At 37.0% G+C, this 25,874-nt stretch carries 19 protein-coding genes and 1 pseudogene; 5 read left to right on the top strand and 15 right to left on the bottom strand.

All coding sequences use genetic code 11. The annotated features are described in order from the left end of the window. Positions 1 to 4: 4 nt before the first annotated feature. Positions 5 to 304: a hypothetical protein gene (locus IPU53_RS00180; protein WP_207446168.1), complete on the top strand. Its 300-nt coding sequence runs from the start codon at positions 5 to 7 to the stop codon at positions 302 to 304. A gap of 171 nt (positions 305 to 475) precedes the next feature. Beyond that, entirely contained in the window at positions 476 to 643 is a 168-nt protein-coding gene (locus IPU53_RS00185; protein WP_207446169.1) for a hypothetical protein, read from the top strand. A gap of 193 nt (positions 644 to 836) precedes the next feature. Here the strand turns inward: IPU53_RS00185 and IPU53_RS00190 are convergent, their stop codons facing one another. Continuing rightward, positions 837 to 4,403: a CDP-glycerol glycerophosphotransferase family protein gene (locus tag IPU53_RS00190; protein ID WP_207446176.1), complete on the bottom strand. Its 3,567-nt coding sequence runs from the start codon at positions 4,401 to 4,403 to the stop codon at positions 837 to 839. A gap of 243 nt (positions 4,404 to 4,646) precedes the next feature. On the opposite strand from IPU53_RS00190, the gene IPU53_RS00195 reads away from it, so the two are divergent. Further along, a complete protein-coding gene (locus IPU53_RS00195) occupies positions 4,647 to 5,852 on the top strand; it encodes an Rpn family recombination-promoting nuclease/putative transposase (RefSeq protein WP_242697961.1) in 1,206 nt (401 codons plus the stop codon). 240 nt (positions 5,853 to 6,092) lie between these two features. Here the strand turns inward: IPU53_RS00195 and IPU53_RS25205 are convergent, their stop codons facing one another. The 7 genes and pseudogenes from IPU53_RS25205 to IPU53_RS00220 all read right to left on the bottom strand — a co-directional run bounded on the left by IPU53_RS25205 (position 6,093) and on the right by IPU53_RS00220 (position 11,046). After that, complete coding sequence (locus IPU53_RS25205; protein WP_278253218.1) at positions 6,093 to 6,215, bottom strand: hypothetical protein; 123 nt, start codon at positions 6,213 to 6,215, stop codon at positions 6,093 to 6,095. A 166-nt stretch (positions 6,216 to 6,381) separates the two neighbouring features. Next, positions 6,382 to 6,690 (bottom strand): annotated as a pseudogene (locus IPU53_RS24750) (EAL domain-containing protein). Beyond that, on the bottom strand, positions 6,677 to 6,847 hold the full coding sequence (locus IPU53_RS24755) for a hypothetical protein (RefSeq protein WP_242697962.1): 171 nt from the start codon (positions 6,845 to 6,847) through the stop codon (positions 6,677 to 6,679). The pseudogene IPU53_RS24750 and the gene IPU53_RS24755 overlap by 14 nt, the downstream one beginning before the upstream one ends. Positions 6,848 to 7,136: 289 nt before the next feature. After that, the gene (locus IPU53_RS00205) at positions 7,137 to 8,291 is read right to left on the bottom strand and encodes a CDP-glycerol glycerophosphotransferase family protein (protein ID WP_207446182.1); all 1,155 of its coding nucleotides are present in this window, start codon (positions 8,289 to 8,291) and stop codon (positions 7,137 to 7,139) included. 30 nt (positions 8,292 to 8,321) lie between these two features. Next, positions 8,322 to 9,590 carry a CDP-glycerol glycerophosphotransferase family protein gene (locus tag IPU53_RS00210; protein WP_207446183.1) on the bottom strand — a complete coding sequence of 423 codons (1,269 nt, stop codon included), beginning with the start codon at positions 9,588 to 9,590 and terminating at the stop codon, positions 8,322 to 8,324. Positions 9,591 to 9,625: 35 nt separating this feature from the next. Continuing rightward, a complete protein-coding gene (locus IPU53_RS00215) occupies positions 9,626 to 10,357 on the bottom strand; it encodes an SDR family oxidoreductase (RefSeq protein WP_207446184.1) in 732 nt (243 codons plus the stop codon). Continuing rightward, on the bottom strand, positions 10,357 to 11,046 hold the full coding sequence (locus IPU53_RS00220) for an IspD/TarI family cytidylyltransferase (RefSeq protein ID WP_207446185.1): 690 nt from the start codon (positions 11,044 to 11,046) through the stop codon (positions 10,357 to 10,359). The genes IPU53_RS00215 and IPU53_RS00220 overlap by 1 nt, the downstream gene beginning before the upstream one ends. Positions 11,047 to 11,714: 668 nt before the next feature. Between IPU53_RS00220 and IPU53_RS00225 the strand changes: the two genes are divergently transcribed. After that, the gene (locus IPU53_RS00225; protein ID WP_207446186.1) at positions 11,715 to 14,393 is read left to right on the top strand and encodes a CDP-glycerol glycerophosphotransferase family protein; all 2,679 of its coding nucleotides are present in this window, start codon (positions 11,715 to 11,717) and stop codon (positions 14,391 to 14,393) included. Positions 14,394 to 14,490: 97 nt separating this feature from the next. Further along, the gene (locus IPU53_RS00230) at positions 14,491 to 17,223 is read left to right on the top strand and encodes a CDP-glycerol glycerophosphotransferase family protein (protein WP_207446188.1); all 2,733 of its coding nucleotides are present in this window, start codon (positions 14,491 to 14,493) and stop codon (positions 17,221 to 17,223) included. A gap of 102 nt (positions 17,224 to 17,325) precedes the next feature. Here the strand turns inward: IPU53_RS00230 and tagH are convergent, their stop codons facing one another. From tagH to IPU53_RS00265, 7 genes are all read right to left on the bottom strand, one after another. Continuing rightward, on the bottom strand, positions 17,326 to 18,135 hold the full coding sequence (gene tagH / locus IPU53_RS00235; RefSeq protein WP_207446190.1) for a teichoic acids export ABC transporter ATP-binding subunit TagH: 810 nt from the start codon (positions 18,133 to 18,135) through the stop codon (positions 17,326 to 17,328). A 14-nt stretch (positions 18,136 to 18,149) separates the two neighbouring features. Beyond that, on the bottom strand, positions 18,150 to 18,968 hold the full coding sequence (locus IPU53_RS00240; RefSeq protein WP_207446192.1) for an ABC transporter permease: 819 nt from the start codon (positions 18,966 to 18,968) through the stop codon (positions 18,150 to 18,152). A 209-nt stretch (positions 18,969 to 19,177) separates the two neighbouring features. Continuing rightward, the gene (gene wecB / locus IPU53_RS00245) at positions 19,178 to 20,278 is read right to left on the bottom strand and encodes a non-hydrolyzing UDP-N-acetylglucosamine 2-epimerase (RefSeq protein ID WP_207446194.1); all 1,101 of its coding nucleotides are present in this window, start codon (positions 20,276 to 20,278) and stop codon (positions 19,178 to 19,180) included. Between the two features lie 402 nt (positions 20,279 to 20,680). Next, positions 20,681 to 22,612 (bottom strand): CDP-glycerol glycerophosphotransferase family protein, encoded by a 1,932-nt coding sequence (locus tag IPU53_RS00250; protein WP_242697963.1) that lies wholly within the window; start codon positions 22,610 to 22,612, stop codon positions 20,681 to 20,683. Between the two features lie 170 nt (positions 22,613 to 22,782). After that, positions 22,783 to 24,000: a CDP-glycerol glycerophosphotransferase family protein gene (locus tag IPU53_RS00255; RefSeq protein ID WP_207446197.1), complete on the bottom strand. Its 1,218-nt coding sequence runs from the start codon at positions 23,998 to 24,000 to the stop codon at positions 22,783 to 22,785. Between the two features lie 33 nt (positions 24,001 to 24,033). Continuing rightward, positions 24,034 to 25,059, bottom strand: coding sequence for a ribitol-5-phosphate dehydrogenase (locus tag IPU53_RS00260; RefSeq protein ID WP_207446199.1), 1,026 nt, complete (start codon positions 25,057 to 25,059; stop codon positions 24,034 to 24,036). Next, positions 25,056 to 25,769 (bottom strand): IspD/TarI family cytidylyltransferase, encoded by a 714-nt coding sequence (locus IPU53_RS00265; protein ID WP_207446201.1) that lies wholly within the window; start codon positions 25,767 to 25,769, stop codon positions 25,056 to 25,058. The genes IPU53_RS00260 and IPU53_RS00265 overlap by 4 nt, the downstream gene beginning before the upstream one ends. Positions 25,770 to 25,874: the final 105 nt, after the last annotated feature.

Consider the following 25,874-nt stretch of genomic DNA (forward strand, 5'->3'; position numbering starts at 1 on the left):
GCGTATGCCTGATGAAGAAAAGGAGAAAACCTATGGAGGAATAGGCTTTTTGATCCTTACAGTGATCAATCTCGTTTTATTCATTCTTGTCTTTAACTCTATGGGTTTCTTGCCCGAATTCTTTCTGTTCTTCTTGATGTTTATCGGCGTGGCCCAACTTATTTACGTCATCCCGCTTATCATCTACGGGAATGTAAAAAATCTACCTGGCTTTGCTAAGGGAATCATCATCGCTGCCGGCATTACCTTTCTACTGAATGCAGGTTGCTATGGGGTGATTTTTGTCCCTTTATCCAATTTATAATAGGAAGAGAGAGGGAGTACATTGGAATGTGCGCCCTCTCTTTATTGGGAATTTGGGAGGGAGAAACCCATTTATCTTGGGAGTGGCCCATTCTTCGGATAAGAAGCCCATTTTTGGGGCAAGAGACTCATTGGGAACGAGATACCCATTCTGGAGGCAGGAAGGCCATTCATGCACGAAGAAGCTCATTCTCTGGGCAAGAAACCCATTCTTTTCTTAGAAATGCCCATTCTTCAGACAAGAAACCCATTTCTGAAAGAAGTGGATCATCGGGAACGGACATATCCATTCTTAAGACGGGAAACCCATTCCTCACTCGAAGAAGCCCATTTACCTTGAGAGAAACTTATTCTCTGGGCAAGAAACCCATTTTTCCTCAGTGAGGCCCATTCTTCGGATAAGAAGCCCATTTCCGGGACAAGTGGCCCATTTGCTCCAGGAGAACCCATTTCCACACAAGGAAAACCATTCCCCCTGTGCCCTCCGTTCACGCTCACTATATATAAGCAAAACAACCGGCCCAGGCCGGTTGCTATTTTAATCCTTTATAAAAGGTTTCCATGGCCATTTCGTTATAGTATTGGTAGTCGAAGGGGGCTGGTTGGAAGTCTGTTACTTGGTGCATGCCCTTTTCTAATCCTTCGACACTATTTTCAACAAGGAGGCCATATTTTCCATTGGCGAGCACGTTGCGATTAGCGACGATATCGGTTGCGATAATGGTCATTCCTAGGGTCATCGCTTCCAGTAGCACCATAGGCTGCCCTTCATAATGGGAGGATAAAATAAAGGCATCGCATTTTTTCATTAAAGTAAAGGGATTTTCCACTTGCCCTAATAGGTAGACGGCATTCACGACGCCCAGTTCGTCTATTAGTTTTTGCAAATCCTTTTTTAAAGCTCCCTCCCCCATGATGTATAACGTACTTTTAGGGGATTGCTTATGAAATCGGGCGAAGGCTTGAATCAGTTGATCTTGCCCTTTTTCCGGGGATAGTCGCCCCATATGGACAAAATTGATTTTTTCCGTATCTGGTTCAGGTATATAGCGGCCGTCCACTACAAAACCAAATTCTGTTTTTACCCTTAAAGCCTTGCGATTCACCCAGCCTAGTTCACGATCATCTATCAAGATATGGGCAGATCGCCCTTTTTGCGTAATGGCTTCACGATCCACTTTGACCGTTTTTCCATTATATGCTTGAAAATCGGCAACCCTTTTAGCTCCTTCTAACCCATATGGTTTGGACCAAATTGCTCGGTTCCCATCCAACCTCAATTCCGCTACTTGAGATACTTCCCGCTCTCGAATCAATGTAGGACGAGTGATTTTTTCAAAGGCGCGTCCATCCAACCAGCCCACTTTTTTCTCATCTTTGTAAAACAAGTAAAAACGGCCTGCCCTTGTTTCAATCATAGCGCGAATGGTAACTACCTCACCTTCCAACCATTTCGCAGGTCCCATCGCTTCTGCTTTCCAATGCGGATAGGCGTGAGTCCAAATTAGATGCTCTCCCGGTTTGGCAATATAAGCAAAAACAGGTTTGACAATTTTTGCTTCCTTTAAGGCACGATTTTGTAGGTTTCGTACGATTTCTCGATTTTGCTGTTCATTTCTTGCCTTTAATAACCTTCTTTTCGCAGTAATTTGTGCTTTTTCAATCGCAGTTTGTCCTTCCGTCAGACTACAGGATGTGAATACATGTAATGCTTTTTGATCAATCCAACCGATTGTGATCCCATTCACAGCAATTTGGCAATAAGTTCCGTGCTGTGTTTTCGCCTCTTGATCAATCTCAACAAGTAATCCTTGATAATCCGCACTACCTGACACTCGCTCACATCCAGACACTTGGTAAGGCTTCGACCAAATCTGATTTCCTTTTGGGCTGGTCACTTTACCGATCTGATTGACCTCTTTTTCTTGTAAAATGGTATCTGCCATAAATTCAATCGAATCAGCTTTTACCCAACCAATGACTTGGTGTTGATCGTGACACTTATAATACATATGCGTATCATCTATTACTTTTCTAGATATGGAAACTTCTTTGTCTTCTCCCTGCGAGAACAACTTGGCTTCTTTACGAAAAGGCAGGGTGTTCCAAACTTGGCTGCCCTTTTTTAAAATAGCTCGTGCCTTAAAATTTTCTACTGTCCCTTCTTCTTTGACTTCTTCCTCAAGGTCGTCCCCTAGGATTCTTTCAGCATGAAGCGAATTCATAACATAATCAAATTTTTCATCATCCGCATATTTAAGTAAGTTTTTTCGATTCACTTCCATATTCACTTTCGAAACGCCGACAATTTTATCAAATTGATCATAGACTGAAAATAATCCGCGTAAATTAATCCGATGTGGTCTTTTTCCATGTACATTTCTCTCACTATCCGCCCATAAATCGCTATGCATGAAACATATCTTCTGTTTCGCTTCAGCGGGCAATAAATATTTAGCCCAATATAAGCTGTACCCACTGAAATCGATCACATAATCAAATTGCGCTTTTCCAAACAAACGGCGATGTTCTCTCACAAAGGCTTGCTCTGGGAATAAGCGATTGGCCAAAAGTCCGTTTTTCCCACGATTATGAACAAGCTTATCCTGATACACTTCAAAAAACGTGTACACAGGTAAACCTGGTTTAAAAAGCATCCGCACGTTCGGATGAACCTTTTTTATATTATTCAATGTCTCTGAGGACTGTGGTGCCGCTGTGAAGCATGTTACATCATAGCGATCATAATCGATATTATTCATCAAATTCAGGAAAGATGAAGTGATCCCATTATTTCGCATGCCGCCTGGATAAATAAGGATCTTTTCCTTTTTCGTCTGAAGATCGGTGATAGTATTCAATTTTCCCTTTTTTTGAAAAATATAGGAAACAACCCGCTCTGTCACTTGCCCATCATCATGACCCGTAAACCGCTGTTTCGCTTTTTCATATTTTTCTTGAAAGGAAGTTTGAATGGTCTCGATATTTTCAATCGCTTCTGCCAGTTCTCTTATATTAAAAAGCAATGGCCCCGGTAGTTCGTCCTGATGTATATATTGCCCACGCTCCTCGTTATACACATCTAAATCCCAAGTGTAAAAAAGAATCGGCTTATTGGTTACAAGATAATCAAAGAAAATACTCGAATAATCGGTTATTAATAGATCTACAGCCGCAAGCAGTTCATTCGTTTCGAAATAATCGGGAATGAGGCGATCTTGGATTTCCGGATATTTCACAGCCTTTTTATATATGAAAGGATGAACTTTAATCAGAAAATTGTATTGATCACCGACTCTTTTCACTAACGTTTGAATATCGGCATGAATCTGAAGCACATCATCATTGACCTTGCCGACATCCGTCCCTTTCCATGTCGGTGCGTATAACACGGTCTGCTTCCCACTATCAAGTGTTAATCCGATCTCACGTAACTGTTCACACACAGCCTGCGGGTTTCCATTTACTGTAAAATCGATTCTAGGGTATCCCTCTTCCATAATCTCACCTGTATATAAACCATCTAACTTATAACTATCCATGAAAATTTTAGTTGTATGAGGATTTGGACTTAATATGTAATCTGTGCTCAAAAAATTCCGCACGACATTTTGCGAATTTGAAGGATCCCCTGGAATATCATAGCCCATCCTTTTTAAGGGTGTTCCGTGCCATGTGTTCACATAAATCTGACCCTTTTTCGAGAGATAATAAGAAGGGAAGGTAGAATTATTCACCAAATAAGCGCAAGTAGCCAAAGCCTGTAGATAGGCGCGCGAATGGCGCTTCACAAACTTCACATTCGGATAAGATCTAAATCTTGCCATCACTAGCTCAAGAGCTTCCACATTTTCAATCGACCATATATGAGTATAGTTCTGAAAGTCTGGGTGCTCGAGCATAAAACGAAACATTGCATATGGACTATCCGTCATACTATTTCCATCACGACTCTCATATAAAATCGTATTTTCCTTAATCGGCATCTTCTCATAAAAATACGCATACTGATTCACCCGCCGATGATTTCCCTTAAGCAGAAAATTCGTCATCGGATTCAGCAAATAATTGACTTTTCGCTTCAGAACCTTTTTATTCAAAATCTATTGATACCCCCAATCGTCGAAATTTGGGAAACTTTCCATTTCCCGGGCAATATTTGCAAAATATTCCCGATCACAGTATGCCCCAATTCTCCAATAAATATAATGGTGCCTGACACGCCCCGAATTTTGTCGAAAAAAGACAAAAAGGAACCCTCGTTCTCTAAATTGTTGTGTGTTATTCTTTTTATAGGAATTACTTCCTAGTCAGGCCTCATTTATGGTAAAGGCTGTGATAAGATGGTATTCACAAATAAAAGGCAAACGATTTCATCTTTCATGATTAAGGAGGAACGAAATAACTACCTCAAGAGAAAACAATCCCTCAAGACAAATTCTCCAACAAAATTATTGAAAAGAATTCCGCTCGAGCGCTTAATGGATTTGAAGGTGGATTATGCTTTTAAGCAATTATTTGGAAATGACCGAAATAAAGTCATTACGATTAAATTCCTTAACGCTATTTTACAAAAAACCAATAGGAATCAGATTGTAGATATTACCTTTCAAAATACAGAATCAAGCAGAGAATATAAGGATGATAAAGAGTCAAGATTGGATTTATTAGCTGTAACGAATGCAGATGAATGGATTAACATTGAAATTCAATTTACAAACAAGTTTGATATGATTAAACGCTCTATTTACTATTGGTCTGATGTGTATAAGACTCCCTTGATGAAAAGTATGAATTATAAACAATTAAGACCTGTTATTGCCATAAACATTCTTAATTTCAATCTTTTTTCTGAAACGGAGCGCTTTCACACATCTTACCATTTATACGAAGATGAAGACCGATTTCAATTGACTGATGTGTTGGAATTCCATTTCCTTGAAATGGGGAAGTTACTTAAAGATTGGAAAGATGATAAACTAGACCCATGGAATGATATTTTAGCAAGATGGCTTTTAATGCTTGGTGTGGTCGATCATAGAAACGGGAAACAGTATGATGATATTTTTGCAGAATTGGAGGAGATTTCCATGGAAGATGAATCATTACGCACAGCCTTTGAAGATTGGGAAAAATTAAGTCTAAACCAAGAACAGTACATTGCCTATACCTCCAGAATGAAACGAATTATCGATGACGAATCCTTCCGACAAGATATGGAGTCGATGGCTGAGGAGATTGAACTTGGAAAAAAAGAAGTTGAACAGAGAAGGAAAGATTTGGAACGAGGAAGAAATGAATTTGAACAAAACAAAAGGGAGTTAGAGCAAGACAAAAAGAGGGTTGTGCAAGAAAAATCCGATCTTGCAAAGATCAAAAAGGAATTTACCCAGAAAGCTGAAGAAGTGGCTCGTAAGGAAAAAGAGGCTAAACAAAAAATAGAGGCCGTTGCCCGGAAGCTATTAAAAAATAATCTGGAAATAGATTTGATTGTTGAATCTACAGGTCTCACGAAAGACCATATCATGGAACTGAAAAAAGAGCTTTGATAAATACAATAGCCAAAGCGTTCTGAACTGCCTTGGCTATTTTTTCCTTCTCCTTGATAGCAAACCAATCATAATAAAGAGGATGATCGGGAGCACAACCCACCAGAATTTCTTCATATAATATTTGACCTCTATGTTCCCTGGAATTTTCGTCTGTATTTTCCCGTCTGTGGAGGTCATTTGAATTTCCCAATTGCTACGTGATTTTTCTGTTTCTTCAGGTCGAACCATTCATATGGATTATCGTTTTTCATTTCCTCCACAAGCTTTTTCAAATTTTCCAATCCCAAATAAGGCATTTTTTCGTTGCACAGGTATTCCACGATGCTTTAATGCCCCCACTTTACCAGCGAAACGATCCATAACCCTTCCGTTCCCTTCTTAATCAAACGTTTGATTAAGATCCTAAAAATAGCACACCGACAGCTTTTTCCTTTTTTGAACTATGGAACATTCGTACTTTGGATTCGATATCCGAAGCCCCCTGAAAAGAGCACTTTACAGATTACGTAAAGTGCTCACTTTAATGTTATCCTGAATTTTTCAGACGTTCTTCAAAATCTACATTCGACAGAGGTTTACTAAGGTAATAGCCTTGTCCAATCTTACAACCATCCTTACGAAGAGTGGCCATTTGTTCTTTCGTTTCAATACCTTCAGCAATGACGTTTAATCCTAGTTTTTGCGCCAATGTTAAGACGGCTTTCACGATGGCTTTGCTCTGCTGATTTTAAGCGATATCTTCTATAAAAGAAGCATCAACTTTTAATGTATCTACAGGAAGATGCTTTATATAACTAAATGAACTATAGCCTGTTCCAAAGTCATCGATCGAAATTTACACACCCAATTCTCTGATCTCTTGCAGCACTTTGGAAGGCCCGCTCGTTATCGGCAAATACACTTTCTGTTACTTCCAGTTCAAGCCATTTTGGATCTAAACCTGTTTCATGTAAAATTTGCGTAACTTTATCGACGAAATCAATATCATCCAATTGCCTGCCATCGGGATAAATTTATTAGCTATTAGGGGCAATACGTCCCAGTTCTGGGTGGATCCATCTAACAAAAGCTACCATGCGAGATTGGGTCTCCTTTTAGAAATATAGGGTTCAGAATGGAAATGGGTCCATAGACGATTTATGGGTTCCTTCAGAGATAGTATGGGCTTTCTGAACAAGTTATGGGCTTCTTTATGTACTGAATGGGCTCCTTTGCTCAATAAATGAGGTTCTTAATAGAATTATGGGTTTAACAATAAAAAAAGCCCTCTCCAAGGCTTTTTCATCCAAATATATGTTGGGCGATTCGCTTTGCTGAGTGGCCGTCTTGATGATCGAAGAAACGATTGCGGAATTGAGCGATGTCATCCTTTGTCTCATCTTGGTTCTGAATAAGCTGAATTAACGTTACCGTGTCTGCCGCCATCGGACCTGGGATCATATCTTCATAGGAATAATAAAAATCACGACTGCGGATGTACTCCTCCAAATCATAAGGATAAAAAATCATCGGGCGCCCAAGTAAGCTATAGTCAAAGAAAACGGTCGAGTAGTCCGTAATAAGTAAATCGGATAAGGCGAGGAGTTCCTGAATGGAAAATGCATCTTTTACGTGGTAGGCGAAGCCTTCCCCTTCTAATACAAATTCGCCACGCATATAAGGATGAAGACGAACCAGCAAAGCGTGTGTCTTCCCTAGCGCTTTCTTCATCTTCTCAACATCAAAAGGCATCCGAAAGTCTGCTTTTGCATGACTTTTCCCTCTAAAGGTAGGGGCATATAAAATGAGCTTTTTCCCCTTTATCCCAGGGTAAACCTGTTCAAAATTCGCCTGTAAATCCTCGATCATTTCCTTTGCATAAAAATAATCAGTCCGCGGGATTCCGAGAGGGTATATATTTTCCGTTGGCATATTAAAGGCCTCCGCAAAATAAGGGACCACTTCTCTGGAACTCACATAAGCTTTTGTGTAATTCCCATGAATGGCAACATGTTTTAAATACTCGGGACTAGGGCCAAATGGTTTTCCTACCGTACTTAAGCCGAACTTCTTTAATGCTCCCGCACTATGCCATAATTGAATGATATCGACTCCTTTTCGCGGTTTAATCACATAAATCGGAAAATAAAAATCATCAATAATAAAATAACGGGACGTGGCAAGATGAAAGATCGCATGAATCATATGGAAAATGTACAGTAGCTTTCCAAACACAGTCCCATCCATTTTTTTAAAAAGATAGTGTGGCTTATATTCAGGATAGCTTTCCCGCATCTCTTTATGGATATAAGCCAAATTGTCCTGAAGTTGATTTGCTCTGTAAGAGGCAAACGTCACTTTATGTGAATCTATTCGAAAACATAGGCAGAACACACTATAAAAGGTTCTTAATATATATTTTACAACAATTGTAGGTACTAGCTTGAGAAAACTCATACACGGCCTACCTCTCACCTTATATTTTCGTCACCGTAATAAATGCTCCATGATATACCGAACCTGCTTTTGCAATACTTCTCCCTGATTTTCCTTTGCATAGAAAATATTGAGCACTCGGTCACGCTCTTCCGCATAACAAGTCGGATCCTCCATCGCCCCCTCTAATTCCTTTAGTAAATGCGAAAAATCATTTACTTTTGGACCTGGGGTCACATCAAAATAATTAAAATACATCTCATTTGATTTTTGTAAATATACATTGAGATCATAACTATAAAATAGCACCGGGCGATCTAGTAATAGATAATCCGTATAACAGCTCGAATAATCTGTTAACAAAATATCCGTATATTTTAATAAAAGCTGTGGATCATAATCCTCTTCACTAATATCAATAATATTTTCATAGATACTTGGCACTTGACCACTACTATACATATGTCGTTTCACTAAAAATATATATCCCTTTTCAGCACATAATTGATTTAATTTCTGAAAATCAAATACAAGATTAATATCTGTCTCTAACTTCCCAAAATTTCGGTGTGTTGGCATATACATAATTACTTTTTGCCGTCGAATCCATTCGGGGATTAGTAAATCCTCTTGCGTTTCCTTGAAAAACACATCATTTCGCACTTGTCCCATTTGAATGACATGGCTTTCCGGTACCAAAAAGGTTTCCGGATAATAGGAAGAGACGGCATTACTTGTTGATACGACATAATTGGTTTTTGCTTGGTTCGTTTTTACCACAAAGCTTCCGAAATAACGCTTAAGCCAACTTTTTTCATGAAGAATTTTATAGGAAAAAGTTTTTTTATTAGCCCCCCATACCTTTTTCAACCCTACACCATGCCATGTATTATACGAAATGGCTCCTCCTAAGAAAGGCTTACTAAAATCGTCATTTATCGAATGAGAATGAATCACCAATTTTGCTCGCAATTGATAATAGATCCCTTTAGGGGAGTTGTGTTTGTACGCTTGATAGCCTTGTTTTGTTAATTGCGTCACAACCTGATCACTTTTTGAAATCCAGACACAATTTAACTGTGGATCTTTCGCTATTTCTAAAAATAAATATTTTGTATTCCCTCTAAATCCTTTTCCATTTTCTCCACCAAATACAACAAGATTACGCTTTTTGGGGACAGCTTTAGAAAAGGCGTGGATAGAAACTACTAATGTTCGTTTTGCAAGTAATTTCGCCTTTTTTAATAGTTTATGATTGGCTGATAACAAGATTAAGAGCAAAAGAATTATCTGTATAATGTCGATTAGTTTTCCATTCATGCTTTACCGCCTCAACAATTGATGTCATTTTATTCTTATTTCATTGTCTGAGGAATTGATGTCTTTACGACTTGCTTCCTCACTACGATATTTTGTCCATCTAAACAAATCCCATCAGCTGATAAAAGCAGATTCACAACCTCACCAACATGCTCTGGTTGCATAATCGTTGTCGGATCCTCATCAGGTGCTAAAACCTTCCGTAATTCCGTTGCACAACGCCCTGGGGAAATACAATAGACACGGATTCCATATTCAGATAGTTCTTCCGACAAAGTCTGGGACATACTGATTAAAGCCGCTTTCGAAGAAGCATAGGCTAACCATCCTGGTCTTGCCGAGCTGCCAGCTGTCGATGCGACATTTAAAATCTGCCCGCCTGATCGTTTCATGAATTTTACGACTTCTTTTGTTAGATTAAAAACTGAATGCACATTAATTTGATACGTTTTTTCCCAATTTTCCACAGAGGTTTCCAAGAGAGATTTAGGATTGGCATAGCCAGCTACATTTACCAACATATCAATGGTACCATATCGTACACCGACCATCTGGATAATCTCGCTAACTTCTTTATAATTCGTGAGATCGATTGCAAGTAATTCGATATTTTTACCAGGTTGCATGAAGCTGACAGTTTCCTTTAATCCTTCTTCCGTTCTTGCAAGTAGAATAAAGTGGCGAATATCCTCTCTTTTACTTAACTCAATCGCTATCGCCCTGCCAATACCACGACTCGCACCTGTAATTACACATGTTTTGGTCATCAGGAACCCTCCATTAAAATCGTGTCTTTGTAAATTGCCTCCGCAATCTTGCGGTCAATCGGTTTTGTAATTTTAATGTTGTATTCGCTTCCCTTTAATATCGAAATGGGAGAATGATAGTAATGGAAAAATAAACTGGCATCCTCGGTAAACTCTAAATCATCTTCACGAGCACATTCGTGAGCGTACAAAAGCCGTTTAGTTGGATATTTATGAGGTAATTGTACATTCACAAGCTGATCACGCTGCAAATTCCCCTCAACCTGTTCCTTACCTTGTAATACTGTAAATGGGATATCCAATCCGAAGATAGCGCTGTCATTACTATCGTAAAGCAATTGGCGGAATTCTTCGATCGACACAAATGGACGAACGGCCTCATGGATCATCACATTCTCATAGCCCGCCTCGCATAATGCCTTATAAACAGATTCCTGCCTCGTGACCCCGCCTTCGATACAATGAATCGATGTTGAAAAACCATAATCCTCAATAATTTCCTCCGTTTTCAACAAAAACTCAGCTGGGCAAGGTATCAGAATCTCCTGAATTTCCTGAAGCTCATCTACCTTTTCTAACACATGAATAAAAATCGGTTTCCCTGCCAATAGCAAAAATTGCTTAGGTATCTTTAATTGCATCCGTTTTCCAATACCGCCTGATAACAAAACAAAGCTATACTCTTTCATGAGTAGACCCCCAGTCTAAAGCTGAATTCAAACTATTATACTACATCTGAATTTGTCTGAAAACATATACTTTTCGACTAATTTCAACTAATTATAGATAGTATGGTTCAAATGAACCAATAAACTAGCATAAGCGAAAATCTTTGCTATTCGGAGAAACTACTTTTCTGAATAAAAATTCTCTTAGGGCGAAACATAGGATATTCTAGCTTAGGTCCTTCAACCTTATTGATCATAGATGTTTCCTTTGATCTCAACTAATTTGACTAGTCAAATTATTCCTTTTTTTAGTTATAGCTAATCTTATTATGTGAGCCCGCACGTCCTCCATTGAACACAAGTGAATAAATGGAACCTTTCCTTTTGAAAAGGATGTAGTTATAATGACCATATAGATTACTTGTGACCGGTATGTAAAAGGTAGAAACAAACTTGACCCGGAATCTAGACAAATTTAGGAAGAAGATGTGCTGGAATGTGAAATTGACATCTAATTCATTGGGGTTCGCTTGAGATTAGGCTTGGTGCAGACCAATATACGGATCATATTGGTCTCAAACTATTTCCCATAAAGAATTTTGTTGAAAGCATGCTGTATCGACTAATTTGTTAAACTAGGAAGCTCAATAAAAACCAAAAATTTTTTTATTGTAAGAGGTGCGTTGTTTATGAAAAATAAAATGGATAATTTGTTGACCCGCTATGTAGCTCTAAAGATATATACAAAACGAGACAATGTACAAGGGATGTATCGAAACCTGCTAAAATTGAAACCTATGTATAAGAATAAAACTGACTATTATTATCGTTTGGCAAAGCTATCTTACCGTCAAAAGAAGTGGAAGCAAGCATTAGACCATATTAATACCGCCATGCAGCTGGCAGGAGACCATTCCCCCGATGGGTATTACGTATATAAATCCGAAAGTTTAATTCATTTAGGAGAATCGGCTAAAGCTATATCATGCCTAAATGAGTATTTATCGACTAAACCAAAAGATGTTCAGGCTTGGCTTAAGTTGGCAAATGAACATAAAAAGCTCCGCCAATGGAAAGATGCAGCAAAGAGCTTTGAATCTTATCTTAAGTTACATCCAGCAGATTCAAGGGCTAGTTATCAATTGGCTGAATGTTATCGCAAGCTGAAGGATTATCAGCATGCCGAGGAGAAATATCAACAAGCTGTAAACAATCTTGATCATAAACATGTTGGTCAAACACTTGCCAACTCCTATTACTGGCTAGGTTTAATGCAACATAATAATAATCATCTTGAACAGGCTTTTCAGTCCTATAATAAGGCCATTGAACTGGATCAGAAATTAAAAGGACAACGCTTTGGCATCGGTGTTTTTCATGAACACTATAAGCAATGGGAATATGCTGTAGAAGCATATAAAACTCAATTGCAGCAAAACGCAAAAGATGCAGAACTACAGTTTAAATTAGCTTCGTTATTAGACAAAAGATTACATGCACCTGAAGAAGCCTTAGAGTATTATGAAAAGGCTTTGGAATTAGACAAAGTTCGAGCGGAATGGCATTATTCCTTGGCTAACTGCTACGAAAAATTAAAAGATTATCAAAATGCAGCAAAATACTATAGTAGCGCGATCGCTCGTCGGCAAAAACATAATGCTGAATGGTACCGTCGGCTTGGATTTGCGTTGGAAAAGTCAGGAAAGTCAAGTGAAGCTTTAGTGGCCTTTCAAGAAGCTGACTTGTTTCGTCGTCCTAGTGATATTAATAACAATTTTTATGAAAAATATATCAACAACTCGGCTACTCGATATGCGATTAGTTACGAATATTATCAAGTAGACGATAAAATAATTTTATATGAAAGTATGGCTGGGTCACGGCTAATGTGTAACCCGCTAGCGCTATTTCAGCAGTTACTGAAAGACAAAGAATTTAAAAACTATACACACGTTTGGTCTATAAAAAACCTTGATGATATACCGTCTGAGTACCGAAATTTTAGCAATATTTTATTTGTAAAACGTGATACTGATCTGTATATGCGGTATTCTTCTAGTGCCAAATTTATAATTACTAATTCAAAATTACCAAAACATATAACTCGTAAACCAGAGCAGAAACTACTAGATACATGGCATGGTACTGCTTATAAAACTATAGGTGGCCATGATAGTGCGTCTCCACTGGGCTTTAAAAATGCTAACAAGGTTTTCTTGACGACTACCAATATTCTGACGCCAAACCCACATATGTCGAATACCCAACCGGACTGTTACCAGTTTAAGAACATTTATTCTGGGCAAATGGCAGAAACAGGTTACCCAAGGATTGATGCTACAATAAATATTGATTCCTTGGAAAAACGCAAATTGGCCGATGATTTGGATGTTAATTTAGACAAACCCATTGTACTATATGCTCCAACCTGGCGTGGCACGTATTCCAACAATGTTTATGACGTTTCTAAGCTACAAAATGATCTGATGAAACTTTCTAAGCTGGACATTCAATTAATATTCCGTGGTCATCATTTGTCAGAGAAGCACATAAAAGGCAAACTCAACAATATTAAGGTAGTCCCCTCAAACATAGATAGTAACAAGCTATTGGGGATAGTTGATCTATTAATCACTGATTACTCCAGTATTTTTTATGATTATTTAGTAACCGATAAACCTGTTATCCATTACTTATATGATCTAGAAGAGTACACTAAAACTCGTGGTCTGTATTTTGGTGTAGATGAACTACCTGGTGACATAGCTTATACAATTGATGAAGTTGCTAAATTAATAGAGAAAGACCTAAAAGCTGACTATAAACCATCAAAACAGTATATGGTTGCTAAACAGCAATTTTGTCCACATGAAGACGGGCACGTATCAGAGCGGGTTATCGATTGGTTTTTCCATGGGAAAACTGAGCATGTCAAACTAGTAAATACCGGCAATAAGCCTTCTATACTTGTTTATGGCGGCGACTTCACGCCAGGCAACAAAACCGATGAATTTTTCAAAAAAATTAATGAGTTAGACCTTACCAAATATAACGTCGATGTTCTCATCCCAACAAACGTAGCCGGATCAGCAGAGAAAACTCAACAATTTAAATTGCTTCCTGAGCAAACCATGTTCATCCCTTATATGGAAGGAATGATTATGACGCTCCAAGAGCGCCAGGCGATAGAGTATTATAATCAGCACGATAATTTCACAAGTAAAGAGATGGAAAAAGCTTATAACAGGGCATTTACTCGTGAGGTCAGACGGGCATTAGGAGACTCGAAATTCGTTAAAACCATAGACTTTGCTGGGGACTCGAAGTTTTGGGCAAGTTTTTTAAGTCATGTCAATATAGAGAAATAAGGTACAAAAGAAGATCATTGTTAGTTGGTCGTACCTTTAATATATGAGACGAAAACGAATGTAACACTTGTGACAATTAATACAGGATGGAAGTGTATTGGTTTTGGCAGAAAAAATATCCAAGAAAAAAACAAGCAAATTAACAAGATTGCTCAAACTACCGCGCCATTATGTGGCTTTCAAGGTGTATACAAATAATAGTAATTTACCAGGCATGTACCGTAACCTTAAGAAGTTAGCACCAATCTATAAGGGCTCCCCCACTTATCACAAACGTTTGTCAAATCTAGCTTTTCGCCAAAAGTTGTGGAAGCAAGCTCTGGAGCATATTAACGACGCTATCAAATTAGCGGATAAAAACACTGCTATAGAGTTTTACAAATGTAAAGCTGATTGTTTGATCAAAATAGGTGAATCAGCTCAAGCCACATCATGTTTGGATGCATATTTGCGAGCAAATCCAACCGACTCACAATCCTGGCTTAGGCTAGCTTTGGAATATTTTAAACTTCACCATTGGCAAGAGTCTGCCAATAGTTTTGAAGCCTATCTCAAGTTACAACCAGAAGATTCAATGGCAAGCTACCAATTGGGGGAATGTTACTACAAGCTAAACTCCCCCAAGTATGCCGAACCTCATTTTCAACAGGCCATCAAGAATCTCGACCACAAATGTGTTGATCAATCGCTTGCTTTTGCATATTACATGCTAGGATTAATGCAGCTTATGAACAATAAGATTGAATCTGCTGCCGACTCATTTACTGAGGCCATCAAGCAGGATCAAAAACTGAAAAGCCAACGTTTTGGAATAGGAGTTTTCCACGAATATTTTAAGCAATGGAAATTCGCCTTAGAAGCGTACGAGGATCAGTTATCACAAAATAGCAGCGATGCTGAACTGCTATTTAAGATAGCTTCCATGCTGGATGGAATAAATCAACCTGAACAAGCCCTAGAATATTATAAAAAAGCCCTAAAATTAGACAAAGTTCGATCACCCTGGAACTTTGCACTGGCGAATTGTTACGAGCAGTTAAAAGACTATCAAAATGCGGCGAAATGGTTCGAAAGCGCAATTGCCCGCCAAGAAAAACATCGCCCCGGAAATTATAGACGATTGGGCTTTGTTCTAAGTCAACTTGGGAAAACTAAGGAGTCCTTAAGAGCATACAAAGAAGCTGAGCTTTTTAGCAAGCCCAACATCATTGATCAAGGATTCTATAAAAAAAATATCACAAAACTCAGAGTTCGTTATGCCATCAGTTATGAGCATTATCCTTTGGACAATAAGATGGTTTTTTATGAAAGTTTGGATGGCTCACAAATGACGGGAAATCCTTACGCTATTTTTAAGCATATCTACAACCACATCAATTTTAAAGATTATACTCATGTTTGGGTAGTGGAATCTTTTCAAGTTATACCTGACGAATTTAGATCTATGGACAATATCATTTTCGTAAAAAAAGGCTCGGATGCTTATTTTAGATACATATCTAGTGCTAAGTATCTGATATGTGATAACACATTTGCAGATTATGTCGTACGCAAACCTGATCAACTTTATTTGCAGACAAGTCATGGAATATTTTATAAAACAGTGGGCCGTGACAGCGCGGGAACCCCACTTGGGGTTGCGGGAGGCACACGCAATTTGCTTCAAGCCACTCATATTATTGTTCCCAACGATTATATGGCTGAAAAACAACCAAAAAGTTATTCAATAAAAGGTATAAACTCTGGTCAAATTGCAAAAATTGGTTATCCGCGTATAGACATCACCCTTAATGCATCGGATAATATCAAGGATCAAATAAAAACAAGGCTAAAGCTTGAGCCATCAAGAAAAACAGTTCTATATGCACCAACCTGGCGTGGAAGTTCTAAAACAAACAATTGGTTCGATTCAAAGAAACTGATTGATGACTTAAAATTGTTAGGAGAACTTGATGTGAACCTCATGTTTCGCAGCCATACGGATTCAGATCGCTTGTTAAAGGATATAAAACTTCCGGATAACATTATTGTTCCGCCATCAGATATTCAAACAAACGAGCTTTTAAGTATAGCTGATATACTTATTACTGATTACTCTAGTATATTCTTTGATTTCATCGTCACAGAACGACCGATCATTCATTATCTCTATGATCTAGAGGAGTATACTAAGGAGCGAGGTTTAAACTTAACAGAAGATGAGTTGCCTGGAAATGTAGTAAAAACCAGTAATCAATTGGTTGCAAGTGTCGATGATTGTCTCAAGAATAATAAACCTAGTTTACGCTATTTAGACGCAAAAGAAAGGTTTTGCCCATATGATGACGGAAGAGCAGCCGATAGAACTGTACGCTGGTTCTTCTATGAAGAGGATCAAGGAATAAATTTTGTTGATAAGGAAAAGCCCGCAAAAAGTTGTCTTTATTTGGCCGGGATGTTAAGGGATGAATCAGGAATTGATAGTCTTATCTCTAATCTAAATGAACTCAAACAAGACGATAGTGCCGTGTCTGTAATGTTGAAAAAGGGATTGGAACAAGATAAGGATAGACTAGATATGTTGAAAAAGTTAAAAACAAGTATTAATCTTATCGTCCACGCCGGTGTTATGCCAACAACGTTGGAAGAAGCCACAGCAATTGAATATTTTAATTCTAATGGAAAATTCATTAATAAAAGAATGGAGCACGATTATAAACAGTCATTTAAACGGGAAGCTAGACGACTATTTGGTGACAGTCAGTTCGATCAGGTCTTTAATTATGAAACCAACTCTATTTACTGGAATTCTTTACAGGAAAGTATTTCGACGACAAGTACATTGAATTAATGATTGATGTTGTTAGTACCTGTTATGAACTTTCACCACAAAGTTATAGCCCATTCAAGACATACAAAAGAACCGTGAAGTTCAATACCTCACGGTTCTTTTCTAACTAGTATGAAGATCATATGATCCTTGCCTGTTTTTTAATGCGTCTTCTCTATATTGATCTTTTTCTTTTTTAGGCATCTTCTTATATACCTTTAAGAATTTCTCGTATTTAGGCAGTACTTCCTCAACAGAGCCAAAGTCCTTGACCATGCCAAATTCTAACCAAAGGATCTTTTCACAAAATTCCTTCATTTGTCCAATCGAGTGACTGACAAAAATCATCGTTTTTCCCTTTTGCTTAAACTCTTTCATTTTTTCAAGACTTTTCTCTGCAAATGCCTTATCTCCTACAGAAAGAGCTTCATCAATAATAAGGATATCAGGATCAACACTTACCGAAATAGCAAAGCCAAGACGTGATTTCATGCCGCTGGAATACGACTTCACCGGCTGATCAATAAATTTCCCTAGCTCTGCGAATTCAATGATTTCTGGTTCCAGCTTTTTGATTTGTTCTTTATTGAATCCAAGCATAAGGAGCTTTAATTCAATATTATCTCTTCCAGATAAATCTGCTTTTAATCCAGCAGAGACGGCAATAAGAGCAGCTTGGCCATTAACTGTAACTGTACCTGATGTCTCTGGCACGATCCCAGAAATAATATTGGACAATGTCGATTTTCCAGAGCCATTAATCCCGATAAACCCAACAATGTCTCCTTTTTCCGCCTCAAAGCTAACATCCGTCAAAGCATAGAAATCTTCTCCATAGTCTTTTGGTGTAACAAGATCTAGGATCCGTTCCTTCGTATTACTATATAGCTTATATTTCTTCGTAATATTTTTTACAACTATTGATTTTTCCATCACAGTCACAACCATTATAAGTAATCTATAAAATGTCTTCTGAATTTAACATGAATCGTTGACCCAAATAAAAATAGCACAATCACTAGCCCCCAGAAATAGAGACCATATTGCCAATGCTCTATAAAATACCAATCCAATCCAAATAATGCAGACCGATATCCTTCAATTAAATAATAGAGCGGATTAAGTTTCATAAGTGTTGGAAGCGGATCGTCTAAAATCGTTACTTGCCAAAGGATTGGCGATAAATAGAGCACCATTCTTAATGTAGCATTCAAAAACATATGAATATCCCTTATGATCGTTGACAATGTCGAAGTAATTAGGGATATGGAAAACATTAAGCAGAATGCTGCAAAGATAAAATAAAATATCTGTAAAAAATAGATGCTTAGGAAAAAACCAGCGAATTGAAATATGATAACGACGATTCCCAATATAACTAAATGGATATAAAACTGAGAGAACAATGCTATATTAGGAATGACACTCATCGGAAAATTCATCTTCGACAACATCCGCAACCTTGAATAAATGGATTTAGAGCCTTGAATGGTCGATTGATAAAAGAATGTCCATAAAACAAAGCCTCCAAACAACCAATAAGAGAACGGTACTTCTAATCCGGGGGCAATTTCGATATCTGCCCTTTGTCTGATACTTCCAAATACAAACCAATAAATCAGCACTTGTATGAGAGGATTCAAAAATTCCCATATCATCCCTAAATAATTACTTTTATTTTGGCTTTTTAACTCATATAATGACAATCTTCGAATAAGATAAAAATGCTCTATTTGCTCTTTAATAACCGTTATTGCAGCTTTCATACAATTTCCTTTCAAATTCCATAATCGATACATGCACTTCATAAATTATACTAGGAAGGACATCAAATGACAATAAAAGAGAGAAAAAACACTGACCGTTCAGATGTTTCACTGAGGTTTACCGTATAATTGAGCCCTGACAATCTAATTGATTGATCAGGGCAGTCTATCTGGATATAATCACTTTTCCTAAAAAAGTTCTTCTAAAGTCACTCGGATGATTCTTCCAACACATCTGCAATTCGCTTACTTGCTAATCCGTCCCCATATGGATTACTCGCCTGACTCATCTTCTCATACTCAGCTTGATTTTCTAACAAAAGCTTAAAGGTTTGGTAGATAACTTTTTCTTCAGTTCCAACTAGCTTCAATGTTCCTGCTGCTATTCCTTCAGGTCTTTCTGTTGTATCCCTCATTACCAGTACGGGTTTTCCTAAGCTTGGAGCTTCTTCTTGAATGCCACCACTATCTGTGAGGATCATATAAGATCTTGAGAGGAAATTATGAAAATCAATGACTTCCAATGGTTCAATAATCCGAATCCGATCACAGTTTCCTAAAATTTCATTTGCTGCTTCTCTTACAACTGGATTCATATGGATCGGATAAATCGCTTTGATATTAGGATGTTCATCAACAATCCTCTTAATTGCCCTAAACATGTTTTTCATTGGTTCACCCAAGTTTTCACGTCTATGGGCTGTGATCATAATGAGTTTATTATCCCCTACCCAATCTAATTGTTCATGTGAATACTCTTCGTTTACTGTTGTCTTCAGTGCATCGATAGCTGTATTCCCTGTAATATAAATCGATGCAGGATCTTTGCCTTCTTTCATTAAGTTCTCTTTAGACATTTCGGTTGGGGCAAAATTATACTTTGCTACAATCCCAACAGCCTGGCGGTTGAATTCCTCTGGATATGGAGAGTAAATATTATACGTTCTAAGCCCCGCTTCTACGTGGCCTACTGGAATTTGTAAATAGAAGCATGCTAATGACGTGACAAACGTTGTTGAAGTATCACCATGAACTAATACGACATCTGGTTTTACTTCTTCCAAAACACTTTTCATTTTATCTAAAATATTAATTGTTACATCAAATAAAGATTGTTTAGATTTCATAATAGAAAGATCATAATCTGGTGTCGTCTGGAAAGCATCTAACACTTGAGCTAACATTTCTCTATGCTGACCAGTCACACAGACAATCGTTTCTAAACTTTCTCGTGTTTTCAATTCTTTGACCAGAGGACACATTTTTATCGCTTCAGGTCTTGTTCCAAAAACTACCATTACTTTTTTCATGAGATTTTCACAATCCTTTGTATTTATCATATTGTTGGCATTTCCATCATGATACAGGAAATGAAAAGGATAATTCAACAGTCAAGTGTGCAAACAGAACAATTGTAATCTTTGTAATTTATGCCTCTTGAGATAGACATTAGTATATTTATACCCATATAAAAAGTCCTTTATAATAGGTTTAAAATTATCTATTATAAAGGGGATTTTTAATAATTATTCATCGTTATTTAATATGAGTTGATATACAGTCCTTTCTATCTTGATAGTCAAGGAATAATCGCTAAAAGGTTTAACCTTTTCAATATCAAACTCTTCATTCCTAACATGCCCAATTAATTGAATTGAAATCTCCATTAATTTTCTAGAATTAACGAGACTTACACAAGAATCAATGTTGCTCTAGTCCCGCTGCTGATCTTGCTCCGCAATGGACCGTTCGAACAACTCAATTCTTGAAGTTGGCGGTGTAAGATCAACCTTTGTTTCTCTCTCGTCTTTCATATTGTTCTCTAAACTTGGGATAATTAACTCATCGACAACATTTTTCGACGCTTGCCCTAATGTATCCCCAAAGAAATATTGTACAAATGGCTGGATTTTTTCCATTTGGTAATTACCGGTGCGTATTGTTTGGAGCATCTCTTCCGTTGTCTTTACTAACGGACCCGGAATAAAATCAAAATAGTTATAATAGAAATCACGGTCTTGGATATATTTTTCAACGTCATAAGCAAAAAACAACATTGGTTTATTTAACAGCGCATATTCAAAACAGACAGAGGAATAATCCGTAATCAGTAAATCAGTTACTAATAATAAATCATTGATCTCTCTGTAGTCACTAACATCGTAAAAGAAGTCCGCAAATTCATAAGGTATATCCAATTTATTTTGTACAAAAGGATGTATTTTAAAGAGGAATACATATTCATCATGTAATTCTTCATATAACCTTTTTAAATGAAGCACTTCAAAAGGATAGTGTGCTGACGACTGTCCATGCCCCCGGAAAGTCGGGGCAAACAAAATAACTTTCTTGTTTTGCATAAAAGGATATTTTTGATGTAAGGTTTTAACAACATAACTTTTGTATTCTTCATCAAAGAAAACATCAGATCTTGCTACCCCAGTAGCATAAACCTTGTCCACCGTAACTCCGAAGCCTTCTGCGTAATTTTTCCTAACTCCTTCACTACTAACAGCAACCTTCGTATAATTTCTATGATTTCTTGATCGGGGTGATGGTCCTCCAGGTCTACCTAGTCTACTGAATCCAAACGTTTTGAATGCTCCAGCAGCATGCCAAACTTGAATTAAATCAGCATTTTTCCGGATATTTAACGGATAGATCATGGGATAAAAGTCGTCTAGCAAGATAATTTTAGATGTCGCAAAATGAAAAGCAATTCGGATTAAATCTATAATAGACTTCCTGTTATTAATACGTTCATTAAACAGAAACTTAATATTAAGTTTCAAATTTCTTTTATACAATTCTTCATAGACAAAAAAGAAATTACCATTTAGTGCCGAACGGCTATCAGAAGCAAAAACAACTTTATTTTTATTAATTGGTAATAAACAAAAAAGGATGTACAGTAGTTTAAAAAATCGGCGTTTTATCGATGTGACATACTTATTTTCATGTACTTTACTATTTTCATCAAGTTCTCTCGGATCATAGGATTGCAGTAATGAATTCTTAAAGCGTATCGTTTTCGTATGCTTATCTAAAATAATTAACAGATTATATTTCAGCACTTTTTTCGCTGAAAAAAAATGAAGCTTTGTTGTAATCAGTTTATCTCCTATCAATTTCTTCGCGCTTGAAAGGGGAATGACCTTTTCGTATTTTATATCATCTTGATCGATAGGCATTTGTTCCAATTTGATATATACGTCATATTCGCCAGCTTCTATCGGTTTATCTTGATGAATGGCCGATAAATCTACACTACTTTTAAAACCGCTCAACTGTTCCAGATCTGTATGCTTATCCGTATCAATTGAAATATCTCTTAATTTGCAATTTGTTAATGAAACTTGATACATTTCCTTTTCGAGTATTTCATCATCGGTCATTTCTTCGCATGTCCCGTCTTCTTCCTCACATTTTCTATGATCAATTCGATATTGTTCAAAGTCTATCTTCGGAATAATCAGTAGTGTTTTTCTAATTCGATCTTCTTCATACGTAGCTAATCCGTCTATCGTCGCATACCCCTCAATATCAAGATATGGCCCATAAAAACTAAGCTTTGTAATATCACTCTTTACTTTTTTATTATGTTTAACTTCTACTTGTTTATTATCAATTGATGAGATAAACAATAAAAAATCACCTCTATTTATCAGTTGATAGGGGAATGCTATATAGCCTAATTCTTGTCCTACCAATTATTAGCGAGCATTTGGTTGAATGTAAGAAGTTTTCCAGTCTTATTCCAATCATGTAGAATTTCTAGATAATCCAGCTTTTTTGATGATAGTAAGTGGCTGCTTCAAGACCGAATAAATTCATGGGACTTTTCTTGGCTTCTGTGTTCAATTTCCTTAATATCTTCTCCATGAATATGACTTACAATCCGTCTAGCACTCATACCATCCAAGTAATCGAAAAAGCCTTTTTTGAAACTTATAATGCCTGCAAGGTCATACTTTTCATTTAGAATCCAATCACCTAGAGACTGTGTTTCATCAAAAAATGGTCCAGGAATAAAATTTCGATAATCAAAATAAAAATCGCGTTCTTGGAGATATTCTTGAAGATCATTCGCATAAAATAAAATGGGTCTTTCAAGTAGGCTATAGTCAAAAATAATAGAAGAATAGTCAGTTATGAGGATGTCTGCAACAGCCATTAATTCCTCAATGGTATAATTTTCCTCAATCAAAAAAACAAAATTTTGATCCTCTTCTTTAATCCATGAATTTTTTTTCATATAAGGATGAAGATGGATCATTAAAATATATTCATTTCCTAGCATTTCCCGTAATACTCCAATATCGATTGGACAGGGAATGTTTGTAGGTTCATGGCTCTTCCCTCTAAAAGTAGGAGCGTATAAAAGTACTTTTTTATTAATCACTTCTGGGAATTCAAGATAAAACTTTTCAATTGATTCTTTTATTTTATTAAAGTCAAAGAAAAAATCCGTACGCGGGACCCCAACTGGGTAAATTTTACTTTCTTCCATCCCAAAGGCTTCCGCATAATATGGGACAACATTTTTACCACTTACATATACCTTTGAGTAATTGGAATGAACTTTCACATGACGTAAATAGTCTTTGCTCGGTCCATAAGATTTATTAACTGTACTTAACCCAAACTTTTTAAAAGCACCTACTGCATGCCATAATTGAATAATTTCGGTTCCTTTCCTTGGTTTAATAACGTATATGGGAAAATAATAGTCATCAATAATAAAATACTTAGAAGTAGCAAGCGCATGAATAGAATTCACCATGTGAAGAATGTATTCAATCTTCCCCCATATAGAACTCTTGAACTTTTTTATAAGAAAATGGTACTGATAATCTGGGTATTGGTTAACCATTTCGCGGTATACGTATTCTAAATTTCCTTCCAATGCTTGCGAACGATAGGAAGCAAATGTAACCTTTTTCTCATTAATTGGAAATAGAAAAGCTACCACAGAAAAAATACTACGTAGAAAGTATTTCACTATAATTGTAGGTAGGAATTTTAATTTCACATGTATGCCTGCTTTCCTTAATTACTATAAAAACTAAATTTTCCATGCCAATACTGTTTTTCCCCAAGATACCGTTAAATCATTTTCAAAGGATTGGATAATATCATTAATCGTAGTAACCGATTGAACAGTACCAATAAGCGTCGCCAAATAATCCACAATATCAGGATACTCTTTCATGCATTCAACAGTATGAACAAAATCAGCCCGTCCACTTCGACTACTTCCGATCAAAGTAATCCCTTTCTCTAAAATCATTCGGGTGTTCATTTGCACAGGATACTCTGAAACTCCCATAATGGATATTGCTCCCTCTGGATAAATATGATCAATAATCTGATTGATAGCTGATTCGCTACCTCTTCCACCCACAGCTTCAAAAGCGTGATCAATTGATAGGGACTCAGGGATATCATCTATTTGATAGGCTTCATCAATAAAAGAAAAGTGATCTAGTTTATATTGATTTTTACCAAATATTATAACTTTGCTTTCTGGATATTTCTTCTTTAATAATAATGAAGTGATATATCCAAGATTTCCGTCTCCCCAAACACCTAGCACATCTTTTCGACCATGTGCTTTTGCTTCAAACCGAGTAATGGAATGTGTTGCAATTGTAATTAACTCAGTAAAGGCTGCCACCTGAGGATTTATATCTTCTGGTAGTTCGACTAAGCGATCATACGTCAGAAAAACATAATCCTGCATAAACCCATCATATCCACTAGACCTAAATTTGCTGGACCGTAGATAATTCTCCGCACAATACTCATCAAATTCGCTTGGCACGTTAGGGATCATCACAACCCTTGTACCAATTTTAAACTTACCCGAACGATCATAAACAACTTTACCGATCCCCTCATGAATTAAGGCCATCGGCAATTTTGCTTTCATCGCCTCTTTTCCTCTTGTTCCTGTATAATAGCGTTGGTCTGCCGCACAAATAGAAAGATATTCAGGGCGTACCACTACATGATCTGATTGCAACGATCTATCTTTATAGGTAACTTCAAATTGACGCGCAGAGACTAATCTATATACTTGATTGATCATTTTGAAATCCGCTCCTGTATAATCGCATTCGCCACTTTTAGATCATAAGGGGTTGTTACCTTGATATTAAATACCTCTCCCCTCACCAACTTTACTTTTTCACCTTTTAAGGCGAATATTTTACACGCATCCGTCAGAATATTCTTTTCATCTTCATCAAGTGACTGATACTGCTCCACTAACTTCTTAATGTTGAAACTTTGAGGAGTCTGACCCTGGAACATGGTATCTCGAACAGGAATTTCAGTTATGATTTCTCTATCTTCTGAACGGATGATGGTGTCAATTGCCTCAATCACTGTGTCTACTGCGGAATACTCTAGGGCTGCATTAATATTTTCTTCTATGATTCTATGCGTTAAAAATGGACGCACTGAATCATGGGTAACGATGATATCCTCTTCATAGACTCCAAAGTGTTCATCTATATATTGGATACCACTCATAATTGATTCATTTCTATCTTGGCCGCCTGCCACAACCTCTATTCTCTCCACATCACCGATAAACTTCTTGATAATATCTTTAGTATGGTTAACCCAATCTTTCCTTGATACGATGATGATTTTATCAAAACGATCATTTAATAAAAATTTTTCAATGGTATGAATAATAATAGGACGATTATTTAGAGGCAAAAACTGTTTTGGCATATTCACATTACCCATTCTTGAACCATTTCCACCTGCTAGGATTTCTGCATAAATCACTATAATATCTCCTTTTGTATATGTTTATATGAACTTAATAATTATTGTTGAAAAATGTCATAAACTCATAGTAAATATACACTTCTTTTCTAAATTTATCAACAG

This window comes from Bacillus sp. SD088 (genome assembly GCF_017355205.1).
GTDB lineage: Bacteria > Bacillota > Bacilli > Bacillales > Bacillaceae_C > Lederbergia.